The organism is Streptomyces sp. NPDC005811, from assembly GCF_040630405.1.
In the GTDB taxonomy this organism is placed as follows: Bacteria; Actinomycetota; Actinomycetes; order Streptomycetales; family Streptomycetaceae; genus Streptomyces.
The window spans coordinates 46569-58704 of sequence record NZ_JBEXXK010000034.1; the positions used below are offsets into that span (position 1 = coordinate 46569).

General features: G+C 70.1%; 9 protein-coding genes. 3 read left to right on the plus strand and 6 right to left on the minus strand.

Going from position 1 to position 12136, the window contains the following annotated elements:
• Positions 1-12: 12 nt before the first annotated feature.
• Positions 13-1122 carry an acyltransferase gene (locus ABZ490_RS31740; RefSeq protein ID WP_358997774.1) on the minus strand — a complete coding sequence of 370 codons (1110 nt, stop codon included), beginning with the start codon at positions 1120-1122 and terminating at the stop codon, positions 13-15.
• Positions 1123-1434: 312 nt separating this feature from the next.
• On the opposite strand from ABZ490_RS31740, the gene ABZ490_RS31745 reads away from it, so the two are divergent.
• The 3 genes from ABZ490_RS31745 to ABZ490_RS31755 are packed head-to-tail and all read left to right on the plus strand — an operon-like array spanning position 1435 to position 6822.
• Positions 1435-2817 (plus strand): glycosyltransferase family 29 protein, encoded by a 1383-nt coding sequence (locus ABZ490_RS31745; RefSeq protein ID WP_358997586.1) that lies wholly within the window; start codon positions 1435-1437, stop codon positions 2815-2817.
• Positions 2814-5141 (plus strand): glycosyltransferase, encoded by a 2328-nt coding sequence (locus ABZ490_RS31750; protein WP_358997589.1) that lies wholly within the window; start codon positions 2814-2816, stop codon positions 5139-5141. The genes ABZ490_RS31745 and ABZ490_RS31750 overlap by 4 nt, the downstream gene beginning before the upstream one ends.
• A gap of 4 nt (positions 5142-5145) precedes the next feature.
• A complete protein-coding gene (locus ABZ490_RS31755; RefSeq protein ID WP_358997592.1) occupies positions 5146-6822 on the plus strand; it encodes a hypothetical protein in 1677 nt (558 codons plus the stop codon).
• A gap of 60 nt (positions 6823-6882) precedes the next feature.
• Here ABZ490_RS31755 and ABZ490_RS31760 read toward each other — a convergent pair whose 3' ends face one another.
• From ABZ490_RS31760 to ABZ490_RS31780, 5 genes are all read right to left on the minus strand, one after another.
• Positions 6883-8145, minus strand: coding sequence for an NAD(P)/FAD-dependent oxidoreductase (locus ABZ490_RS31760; protein WP_358997595.1), 1263 nt, complete (start codon positions 8143-8145; stop codon positions 6883-6885).
• Positions 8142-8558: a GtrA family protein gene (locus ABZ490_RS31765; RefSeq protein WP_358997598.1), complete on the minus strand. Its 417-nt coding sequence runs from the start codon at positions 8556-8558 to the stop codon at positions 8142-8144. The genes ABZ490_RS31760 and ABZ490_RS31765 overlap by 4 nt, the downstream gene beginning before the upstream one ends.
• The gene (locus tag ABZ490_RS31770; protein WP_358997601.1) at positions 8551-9549 is read right to left on the minus strand and encodes a glycosyltransferase family 2 protein; all 999 of its coding nucleotides are present in this window, start codon (positions 9547-9549) and stop codon (positions 8551-8553) included. Before ABZ490_RS31770 ends, ABZ490_RS31765 begins: the two co-directional genes overlap by 8 nt.
• A 111-nt stretch (positions 9550-9660) precedes the next feature.
• Positions 9661-10986, minus strand: a complete 1326-nt coding sequence (locus ABZ490_RS31775) for a polysialyltransferase family glycosyltransferase (RefSeq protein ID WP_358997604.1) — start codon at positions 10984-10986, stop codon at positions 9661-9663.
• A complete protein-coding gene (locus ABZ490_RS31780; protein WP_358997606.1) occupies positions 10986-11972 on the minus strand; it encodes a glycosyltransferase family 2 protein in 987 nt (328 codons plus the stop codon). Before ABZ490_RS31780 ends, ABZ490_RS31775 begins: the two co-directional genes overlap by 1 nt.
• Positions 11973-12136 lie beyond the last annotated feature (164 nt).

The window sequence follows — 12136 nt, forward strand, 5'->3', positions numbered from 1 at the left end:
TTCACCCGGAATTCACTGACGCGGCACCGCCAGCGCCTTCCGCAGCCTCGGCGTCAGCCGCTCCTCCACCAGTTTGTTCAGCGCGTACGCCAGCAGCAGCATCCCCGCGATCGTCAGCAGGAAGGTGGCGGCGGACGGGATGCCGAGGCGGCGGTGCAGGGCCGCGACCACGACCCAGCCCAGATGCTCGTGCACCAGGTAGAACGGGTACGTCAGCGCGCCCGCCACCGTCAGCCGGCCCCAGTTCACCCGGTCCAGCCAGCCCAGGGCGATCGCCCCGACGGCGACGAACCCGAAGGCGACGACCGCGATGATGCCGTACGAGGTGCGGTGGGCGAAGGCGTTCGGGTCGGAGACGTTCCACAGACTGCGGACCGCGTAGTGCTGGCCGATGAGGAAGCTCACCGCGGTGATGCCCCACGCGTAGGGGTCCCGGCGGTCGCGGTGGACCAGGTAGAGGCCGATCCCGCCGACGAAGAACGGCGCGTACTCCGGCATCAGGACGATGTCGAGCAGCGGCTGGTGCGCGCCCTGCGCGATCGCCGCCGCCAGGATCCAGCCCGTGCAGAACAGGATCACCCGGCGCCGGTTCGCCCCGGGCAGCACCACACACAGGGCGAACAGCGCGTAGAAGCGGACCTCCGCCCACAGCGTCCAGTCCACGCCCAGCACCCGGTCCACGCCCAGCGGCTGCTGAAGCAGGGTCAGGTTCACCAGGACGTCACTGGGCGAGACGGCGTCGTAGACGACCACCGGCAGCGCGAAGACGGCCGTCACCAGCAGCACCGCCACCCAGTACGCGGGCATCAGCCGGGCCACCCGGGAGGCGAAGAACGAGCGCAGCGGGCGGCCCCAGCCGCTCATGCAGATGACGAAGCCGCTGATCACGAAGAAGACCTGGACGCCCAGGCAGCCGTACGAGAACGGTGTGTGCAGGGTGGGGAAGATCTTCGACGCGGAGGTGCCCCAGGCGCGGGTGATGTCGCCGCCCCGGCCGCCGTAGTGGTAGCAGGCCACCATCAGGGCCGCGATCAGCCGCAGGCCGTCCAGGGCGCGCAGCCGGCCACCGCGCGGTGCCGCCTTCGGGGTGGCGACGGTGAGGCTCCCTTGTGTCGTGTTCACGACCGTCTGTGTCACGCGGGTGTCCCTAGGAATGCGGATGAGTGCCGTCTATGTGGACCCTATGGCGTCACCCGCAAAACTTCTGTTCGACAGCCTCAGCATTCGCTCCTCTGTTCCGAGGGGTTCACCTGAGCGTCGTTTTCCTTTCTTACGTTCTCCCAACCTCACCAGGTTTCAGTACGTCAATACGCTTTTCATAAGACCAGGAGAACCATGACGAGGGTCCGCAGCAGAGGGTCAGACGCCAGGCCGCAAAGGCCCTCGTCAGCGCCATCCCCGGTCTCGCTGGACGACTGCCTGCGCGCCTGCTCCGTGCACAGCGGCAAGCTCGTCGGCAGCCTCGACCCGCGCCGTCAGGCGGTCGCCGAGGCGCTGCGCCAGCTCCTCGCCACCTGGGCGGTCCAGGAACAGTCCGCGCCCGCGCCCACCGCCACCAGCCTGCTGCGGCGCACCAAGGCCGCCGCCACCGGCAGCGGCGGCAACCTCGGCAACGAGGTCCTCGACGCCCTCCTCAACGTCGGCAACAAGGCCGTCGTCTGCACCTACGACGACGAGCTGAACCTCACGCTGACGATCACCGACACCATCCTCCACCTGCGCCGGGGATCCCGCGCCGGCTGGCGGCTGCGCGGCCGGATCCTGGAGGCCCTCGGCCTGCCCGAGGAGGCCGCCGAGGCCTACGAGCGCTACCTCGAACTCACCAAGGAGGACGGCTTCGGCGTCCGCGCCCGCGTCGACGGCATCCACGCCGCCACCCGGGCCCGCACCGAACTGCTCACCCTGCTGGAGCGCACCGTCCCCGAGGCCGCCCGCTTCGCCGCCGGACCCTCCACCGACGCCTGGGCCGACGGCCTCGCCGCGCACGCCGCCGGCGACCAGCCCGGCGCCGAGGCCCGGCTGGCCGGCGCCCTGCTCGCCCTGGACCGCGAGGGCGCCCGCGAGGACGAGGTCCAGGAGGCCCTCGCGCACTACCTCGACCTGGCCTCCGGCCGGCAGAGCCGGCCCACCCCCGAGCTGACCCGGGCCCTCGCCCTCTACGCCGACGCCCGCCGCAACCGGATGCGCGGCCCGGTCCCCGACCCCCTGTTCGGGGGCGTGCAGTGGCTCAGCCTCGGCGAGTTCCGCAACCGCATCGCCGGCAAGTCGATCTGCCTCGTCGCCAACTCGGGCAAGGTCGGCGAGAGCGGCCTCGGCCACGACATCGATGCCTACGACCTCGTCGTGCGCTTCAACTCGTACCGCATCGACCCGGCGCACACCGGCAGGAAGACCGACGTCCACGTCACCATCCACAAGCACAACTACAACTGGGACAAGCCCGTCGACACCCGGCTCGTCTTCAGCGGCAGCTCACCGGACTGGAAGTACTCCGTCCGCAACAAGCTGATCCCCGGCGCCCAGACCTACGTCAACGACGAGTCGCTGCGCTGGCCCGTGCGCAACATCGGCGGCTGGACCACCGAGCAGTTCGCGGCCATCCCCACCTCCGGCTTCAACATGCTCTGGCTGCTCGACTTCCTCGACGTCAGCCCCACGCTCGACCTGATCGGCTTCGACTTCTACGAGAGCGGCGCCTACCGCCTCCCCGAGGCGATGAAGCTGGCCATCACCAACGTGCACGAATACGGCAGCGAGAAGACATGGGTCATGGAACGGGCCCAGAGCGTCTCCGGCATGAGGATTTCCCTGCGATGACCACTTCCACATCCGCCCCGGCGGCCCCCGCCACCGACGCCTCCGCCCTGACCGGCAAGCGCCGCATCGCCTTCGCGAGCTTCGTCGACGAGAACTACCTCCCCGGCTTCCTCGTCCTGCTGCGCTCCCTCGCGCTGTCCAACCCCGAGGTCTGCGAGGACTTCCTCGTCCTCCACGACGGCCTGCGCCCCGCCTCCGTCGCCGCGATCCGCGACCTGCACCCGCGCGTGCGGTTCCGCCGGGTGGACGCCGACCACTACGACTCCTACGTCAAGGGCGACCAGGACAACTACCTGGTCCGCAAGGCGTACTTCATCCTCGACGTCTTCCGGATCCGCGACTACGACACCGTCATCACCCTGGACACCGACATGGTGGTCCTCGGCCCGATCGACGACCTCCTGACGCTGCGCCACGGCCTCGCCGCCGTCCCGCAGTTCTTCTACGGCGACAAGACCCGCATGCTCAACAGCGGACTGCTCGTCATCCAGAAGGAGTACCTCACCGACGCGTTCTGCGCGAAGATCGACGCGATCGGCCGCAGCGGCACCTACGAGCTCGACAAGCACGACCAGGGCATCCTCAACGCCCTCCTCGACGGCGACTTCGTCGACCTCGATCCCACGTACAACTACGTCAAGCGCCGCCTCTCCGGCGACCTCCCGGTCCCCGACGACGTCGCCGTGCTGCACTTCACCGGCCGCCACAAGCCCTGGCAGGGCGGCGAGGCCGGCTACGGGCTCGCACAGGAGCGCTGGGCCGAGTTCGAGCTGACCGACGCCGAGTTCCACGCCGCCTACCTGGAGGCCGGCGACACCCTCCACCACGACCTGCTCGTCCACTACGGCACCCCGCACGTCGAGCGCACCGGCGACGTCGACACCGCCCGCAAGGTCGCCCTCGCCCACATCGGCGCCGGCGACTTCCAGGCCGCCGTCGACATCCTGGAGCGGGTCCACCTGCCGGTCGACGAGGCCTGGCCGCACGAGGTGTACGGCAACGCCCTGATGAGCGTCTCCCGCTACGAGGAGGCCAAGGCCCAGCTCCACCTCGCCGCCGCCGCCCCCAACCGGGCCGCCACCGCCTTCTCCCGGCTCGCCCAGATCGCCTGGGTGCACGGCGACGACTCCCAGGCCCGCGAGCACGCCACCGCCGGCCTCACCGTCGACCCCACCCACCGCGCCAGCCGCATCTGGCACCAGCGCACCACCGGCATCCCGGCCCAGCCCGCCGGCCGCCCCGAGGACCAGCTCGCCCACGTCGCGTTCTACATGGACCGCCAGGGCAACGCCGGCGACAAGCTGCTCCCGGAGAGCGTCCGGCTCGGCTTCGACCGCGACACCACCTCCCGCCGCTGGCACTCCGTGCACGCCCACCGCCTCTTCGACCAGGCCGCCCTGGAGCGTGTCAACGCCCGCCGCGGGCTGGTCATCGGCGGCGGCGGCCTCTTCATCCCGGACACCATGCCCAACGGCAACAGCGCCTGGCAGTGGAACGTCCCGGACGAGATGCTGAAGGGCATCGACGTCCCGATCGCGGTCTACGCCGTCGGCTTCAACGCCTTCGACGGCCAGTCCTACCGGGCCAACCGCTTCCGCGAGTCACTGCGGCTCCTCGTCGAGAAGTCCTCCTTCTTCGGCCTGCGCAACCACGGATCCATCGACAAGGTCCGGGCGATGCTCCCCGCCCGCCTCCACGACAAGGTCCGCTTCCAGCCCTGCCCGACCACGGTCACCCGCCAGCTCGTCGACGGCTGGCAGGACCCCTCGCGCCGCGACGACACCATCCTCATCAACGCCGCCTACGACCGCGCGGGCCTGCGCTTCGGCCACGACTACGGCTACTTCCTCGCCCAGATGGCCAAGGCCGTCGAAGGCCTGCGCGAGCTGGCCGACGTGCAGTGCGTGGCGCACTCCCTCGACGACGAGAAGATCGCCTTCGACCTGCGCCGCGAGCACGGCGTCTCGCTGCCCGTCATCCCGATGTACGACTTCGACAACGACGGCATCCGCGACCTGTACGCCCGCACCAAGCTGGTCATCGGCATGCGCGGCCACGCCGGCATGATCCCGTTCGGCTGCGGCACCCCCGTCATCAGCCTCATCTCGCACCCGAAGATGGCGTACTTCCTGCGGGACATCGAGCGCCCCGAGTGGGGCGTCTCCGTGCACGACCGCAACCTCGCCGCCCTCCTCGTGGAACGCTCCCGCGACCTGCTCGCCGACCACGACCGCACGGTCGCCGACGTCCACGGCCGCCAGCAGGAGCTGTGGAAGGTCACCGAGGCCAACTCCGCCGACCTGCGCACCATCCTGGGCGGCTGATCGCATGGCGACGACGACCGCCCCGGTCGACGCGCCGCCCGCCACCCGCGCCCGCCGGTCACCCCTGTGGTGGCCGGTGGTCGCGGCCTCGGCCGGGGCGGCCGTCGTGTACACGGTCCTCATCCGGCGGCTGACCGGCGACCTCCAGTACGTGCTCGCCGCCCTGCGCCTGGGCGGCGAGGCCGGCTACTCCCCGTCCGAGGTCTTCACCCACCGCCCGTTCTTCTACCGCTGGTTCATCGCCCTGCTGGACCTGCCCACCTCCGGCTCCGTGGTCGTACGGGAGACGATCATCGAAGCCGAGGGCGCGCTCGTCGTGGCGGCGGCGGCCTTCGCCCTGTACACCGCGCTGCTGCGCCGGATCACCCCGCGCGAGGCCGTCCTCACCGCGGGCACCACCGGACTCGTCCTGGTCCTCGCCCCGCGCACCGACTTCCTCCAGCCGGAGTGGACGGCGGTCGTCCTGACGGTGTTCGGCGTCGCCGCCGCCCTCGGGATCCGCAAGGCCTGGCCGGCCGCCCTGATCGCCGCGCTGCCCCTCGGCCTCGCGGTGATGATGAAGTACTCCACCGCCTCCACCGCCGCCTTCGGCGTCCTGATCCTGTGGGCCGCCGACCGGGGCCGGGCGATCCGCGTCGCCGCCGTCGCCGTCCCCGCCGCCGTCGCGCTGTTCGGACTGAGCGTCCTGGCCGGCTCGCACGAGCTCCAGTGGACGCACGACATGCCGCTGATCAACCAGTCGGCCCTCAGCCGCACCGGCATCCGGCCGGGCTTCATCCTGCACCGGTCCTTCGAGTTCCTCGCCGACCGGTCGGTCCTCACCCCGGTGCTGCTGCTCCTGCCCGGCGCCCTGCTGCTCCTGCTCACCCGGGTCCAGGGCCGCGCCCGCCGCCTCGAACTCCTCACGATCGCCGTGCTGATCGGCTTCGGCTCGCTGGCCGTGGTGATCGTCCAGGGCAACTGGTTCCCGTACCACGCCGTCCAACTGACCGTCCTCGCCGCCGCCGTCTGGGGTCTCGCGGTCGGCGGTTCCCCGAAACCCCCATGGTGTTTCGGCGCGGTGTCCCTTCTCTACGGCACCCTGCCCGCGCTCTACACCCGGCTGCCGCACGGCCTCCAGCGCCCGGCGACGATGTGGGTGCTCGGCCTCGTCGCCCTGCTCGCCGCGCTGGCCGACACCCGGCTGACGGGCCTGCCCCGGCGCTCGCTGGCCCCGGTCGCGCTCGCCGGGGTCGTCCTGCTCGCCGGTCCGGTCTGGCCGGCGTCCCCGCATCTCGCCCAGTACGGCAAGGTGTCGGTGACCAACGCCAAGTTCCACCAGAACTCGCGGACCAAGCAGAAGGACGCCGACAAGCTGCGCGCCCAGCTCCCGGCCGGGGCGAAGGTGCTGTACCTGGCCTTCGGCGACACGGTCTACTACGTCGACCACCCGGCCCGGTGCCGCTACCCGATCGCCACGTTCCTCCAGCGCACCCGCTTCATCCCCGACGTGGCCGAGCTGAAGTCGTTCAAGGAGAACGCCGACTGCGTCGACCACGACCCGGCGCCCTACGCGATCCTGGACCGGGCCTGGTTCCGGCTGGCGTACGTCGACGCGGACCTCCGCAAGCGGGTGCAGGCGACGTACGCCTGCCCGCCGCTGAAGCCGAGGACACCGCTGGTGGTGTGCAAGCTGAAGTAGCCGCGTACACGGAAGGGGCCCCGGTGAACACCGGGGCCCCTTCCGCAGGTGGGGGACCGGTCAGCGCAGCCCGAGCGAGGCCGTCACCTTCCGCGCCATCTCCACCGAGTAGCTCTGGCCGCGGTCCTGCGGGTAGATCTGGGCCATCGTGGCCAGGGTGACCCGGCTCAGCGGGGTCTCGTGGGGCGGGATCAGGGCCTTGTACGCGGGCGTCACGACCGGCTGGGCGAACCCGGCCTTCGAGAAGTGCCAGTTCTTCACCCAGGACAGGTCGAAGTCCGGGTTGACCCGCTTCAGATACGGCGTGAACCGCTCCAGCAGCTCGGCCGGGTCGGTCGTGAAGCGCCAGTCCTCGCGCTCCACGTAGTTGCCGACGTACAGCACGTGCCGGCCGCCGTACACCGACGGGTCGATCATCCGGGTGTGCTCGACCACCGCGAGGAACGGGAAGTCCGGCTCGTTGATGTTCAGCCAGTAGTACGGGATCACACTGCGGTCCATCTCGAGGACGAAGCACGTGGCGCCCAGGTACTGGTTCTTCCACGCCGCGTCCTCGGCGGGCAGCCCGGCGGCCTTGGCGAAGGCGGGCTGCGGGGTGGTGACGATCAGGTGGTCGAAACGGTACGTCGACCCGTCCGCGCAGGTCACGACCGGCGTGTCGCCCTCCTGGCGGATGGTCTCGACGGCCTTGCCGAACTCGACCTTCCCGCCCCGCTCCTCGATCCCGTCCCGCAGTGCCGCGTACACCCGCTCGAACCCGCCGTCCACATAGCCGAGTTCGAAGGTCCGGCAGTGGATGCGGGCCCACAGCCACGCCATCGACACCTGCTCGGCGCGGTCCCCGAACTTGCCCTTCAGCAGCGGCTCCCAGATGGCCGCGGTGGCCTTCTTCCCGGCCCGCTTGCGCAGCCAGGCGAGGGCGGTGAGGTCGCTGTACCGCTCGCCGTTCCGCACGGCCTTCAGCACCGCCGACGACCCGGCGAAGCGGACCGCGTCGACGGGCGAGAACTCCGGGAAGCGGAGCATGTCGAACGGGGTGGTGAAGTCGATGAGCTTCCCGTCCCGGTAGATCCCGGTGGTCGGCTTGTGGAACCGCAGCGCGTCCGCGAGCCCCAGCTCCCCGATCAGCGCGATCATCGCCTTGTCGCTGCGGAAGATGTGGTGGTAGTACCGCTCCAGCGGCACCCCGCCCACCTCCAGCGAGGCGGCCAGCCCGCCGAGTTCACCGGCGGCCTCCAGGATGGTCACCTGATGCCCGGCGCGCACGGCGTCCCAGGCGGCGGTCAGCCCGGTGGCACCCGCGCCGATGATGCCGAGGTTCATGCAAAGCTCCATTTTTTGTTGAGCACGAACTGGAGCGCCAGGACCAGGGGCATCGAGCCCACCTTGACGAGGTTGGCGTTGATCCCCAGGCCGTCGGTGAAGGCGAGGAAGAGCAGGTTGGTGAGGGCGATGCCGGTCAGGCCGACGGCGTAGAAGCGCAGGAAGCGGATGAACAGCCGGTCCCGGGCCCCGAAGGTGAAGCGGGCGTTGAGGACGAAGTTGTTGGTGATGGCGAGCGTCGTGCTGAGCGCGTTGGCGATCTGCTCGTCCAGGCCGGCCCAGTTGTGCAGCAGCAGGAAGACGACGAGGTCGAGGGTGACCCCGCTGCCGCCGATGAGGGTGTAGCGGACCAGTTGGCGCACGGTGCCGGAGGAGGGGGAGGGCGCCGGGATCCTGGCCGTGGTCTCAGTCATCGGCCCGGGAACCGCCGATCACCTCGCGCACCAGGTACAGCGGACGGCCCTGTGCCTCGCTGTAGATGCGGCCTATGTAGGTGCCTATGACCCCGAGGGACAGCATCTGCACGCCGCCCAGGAACAGCACGACGACCATCAGCATCGTCCAGCCGGAGACGGTGATGTCGGGCCGGAAGAACTTCATCGCGAGGGCGTAGAGGATGCCGACCATCGAGAGGGTCAGGACGACGAAGCCGAGCCGGGTGATCATCTTCAGCGGCACGGTGGAGAAGCTGGTCACGCCGTCGATGGCGAGCTTGGCCATCTTGCGCAGCGGGTACTTGGTCTCGCCGGCGAAGCGTTCGTCGCGGTCGAAGGCGACCTCGGTCTGCCGGTAGCCCATCGACGCGACGATCCCGCGCACGAACCTGCTCTTCTCGCGGTACTTGCGCAGCTCGTCGGCGACCCGCCGGTCCAGGAGGCGGAAGTCGCCGGTGTCCAGCGGGATGTCGACCTCGGTGGAGGAGCGCAGCACGCGGTAGTACAGGTGCGCGGTGGTCCGCTTGAACGCGGTGTCCTGGCGGCTGCGGCGCCGCGCGTGCACGATCTCCGCGCCCTCGCGCCAGGCGTCCACCAGCTCCAGGCTGACCCGGGGCGGGTCCTGGAGGTCGGTGTCCATGACGATCACCGCGTCGCCCCGGGCGAGGTCCAGGCCGGCGGTGATGGCGATCTGGTGGCCGAAGTTGCGGGCGAAGTCGACGATGCGCACCCGGCCGTCCTGCTCGGCCAGCGCCCTGAGGATCGCCAGCGAGCCGTCGGCGGAGCCGTCGTTGACGTACACCATCTCGAAGTCGAGCTCGGGGCGGCCGTCGAGGGCTGCGGTCAGCTCGGCGTGGAAGGCACCGATGCCGTCCTGCTCGTTGTAGACCGGCAGGACATAGGAGATCAGCGGCCGGTGTTCCGGTGCCGGGGCGGCGACCGGTTGATGGGAGAGCGCTGTTTGCAGCATTCGGGGAAGCTATGGAGCGTTGGTTAACCGTGGCCCAACTCCGCCCGTCCGAAAGCGGGCTTCCCCGTTGCTCTTCATCTTTTCGGGTTTATTTGACCGGGTGTTGGCGTATCACCGCTTGATCGCCTTCCGCAGTGCCTTCGCCCGCCGCACCACCCGACGGGCCGTGGAGTTGTGCGGAAGGAACGCCAGCCGTTCCGGGATACCGCCCGGAAGTCCCAGGGAAGTCAGCCGCTTGCGCTTGAAGTAACGCTGGGTGCGCGGGCCGAGATGGGTCCGCAGATAGTTCTCGGCCTCGGGGCGGAGAGCGGAAAGGATCTGCGGCTGCATGACGAATCCGACGGCGGACAGCAGCCCGCTCAGCGTGTCGGCCGCGACGGTCTTCTCCTTCTCCTCCAGATCCGCCAGCAGCGCGTCCGCGAGCACCACCGGCACCCGGTTGCTGTTCTGGTACGGCGTCAGCCGGTCCAGCAGCGGCCCGGTGCCGATCCGCGCCACCGGCAGCTCGTAGAACGCGGACGCGGTGAACAGCGCCGTGGAGAAACAGCCGACGACCAGCGCGGGCCGCGCCTTCTGGAACAGCACCTCGGCGAGCACGGGCATGTCGAGGACCGTGAGGTCGACCCCCAGCCGCTCGGCCTCCGTCTCCAGGATCCGGCTGTAGCGGGCCGGGGCGGACGGATGCGGCTTGAAGACGACCGAGCGGTGCCCCTTGGCCACCGCCCCCCGCATCATCCGCACATGCAGGTCCTCCTCCTCCTGCGCGGACATGATGTCCAGCGCGGAGAGGTACTGCCCGAGCAGCAGCGCCGGCTCGTCGGGCAGCGCCGGCAGCTCCGGTACGGCGTCCGCGACCTGCCCCAGCACTTTCAGGAACGCGGCCGCCGGGACCGTGCGCGCCGGCACCTCGAACTCGGTGAGCAGCAGCGGTACGAGCCCGGGGACCAGGTCCAGATGGAGCAGCCGGCGCACCCGGGTGCCGATCAGCGGGTCGAGCTTGTTGCGGGTCGGGCCGTAGCTCATCAGGCCGTCGGCGTAGACCTCGAGCGGCGCGCCCGGGAACACCTGGGCGATCGCCTGCGCCGGGTTGACCTGGATGGACTCCAGGACGATCTCCACCCGGCCCGTGCCGAGCCCCCACAGCAGCCGCAGGTACCGCTCGAACAGCGGGACGTCGTCGGGGCGCGGGGTCCAGGCGCCCGGGTGGAAGGGGCTGATCGCCTCGTTCCAGGACAGGACCTCGTCGAAGCGGTCGCGCAGGGGCGCGAAACCCGGCATCTCGTCGAGGGCCGGGGCGGTCTCCGGGTTCGTCGCGTTGTTGCACACCAGCAGCAGCCGCCGCTCGGCCGCCGGGAAGCAGCCCGCGTCCAGGGCGGCGGCGAGGGTGGCCGCGCCGTACAGCGTGGAGGCGCAGAAGATCTGGGTCGTGGGTGCCATCAGGCGGCCGCCTTCGCGCTGGTGATCTGGCGCCTGAGCCGCCGCAGCTTCGCGGAGCGGCGCAGGTCCATGGTGTCGAGAACGTCGGTGAGCAGCTCCTGCGGCATCCGCTTTATGGCCGCCGAACTCATCGTGCGCAGCTGCTTGGCCACGGCGGGCTCGAACTTGTCGATCTCCGCGAGATGGTGGGCGATGATCGCGCAGTAGGTGCGCACCGCCTTCGGCAGCAGCCGGTCCGCCTCCCGGTCCCGCGCGGTCTCCTCGATCACCTGGTCGAAGGCGCGGATGAAGTCGAGTTGGCGGGCGTCGCCGATCTGGGTGAGGGAGGAGGCGACCCCGCGGCGGTAGAAGACACCGTGCAGGTTCAGCACCGCGAACGACTCCGCCTCCCGGTGCAGCTTCCAGATCCACGGCCGGTCCTCGGCGGTGCGCAGCCCGTGCGTGAAGTGCAGCAGCCCGCGGTCGAGGAGCCGGCGGTGATAGGCGCCGGCCCAGGCGTAGGCGTAGTCGACGGACGTGGAGCGGTCGACCGGCAGGATCGCGTCCCTCGGGCTCAGCACCTCCTCGCGCCGCCCGAGCGGATGCCGGACGACGGTGCGGGCCCGCCCGGTGGCCTGCACATGGTCCGTCCGGACGAAGTCGCAGCCCAGCGTCTCGATCGCGGTGACCAGCTCGGTCAGATACCCGCGCGCCAGCCAGTCGTCGCCGTCGAGGAAGGTCAGGTACTCGCCGCCCGCCGCGTCGAGTCCGGTGTTGCGCGCGGTGGCCAGCCCCCCGTTCTCCTCGTGGCGGACGTAACGCACCTGGGCGACCTCGGAAAGCTCCTCGACCGCCCGTTCGAGAATGGCCGGAGTTTCGTCCTTCGATTTGTCGTCCACCAGCACGAACTCGAAGTCCGGGCGGGCGTTGAGACGAAGGCTTCTGAGGGTGTCCGGCGCGTATTGCTGGACGTTGTAGAACGGCACGATCACGGAAAGCTTTGGCACGGCGAAATCCTAGGAGGGCGCCCGACAACGGAACTTTCCGTTGAGGAGACAGGGGGTGAACTCAATGTGTCGGAATGGTGCACCGGGCGTGCGGCACAGCTTCTGGAGAGCCAGTTCGGCCGCCGGTGGGCTGCTGTTAACTTTTCGTTGAATCGAGGTTGGGC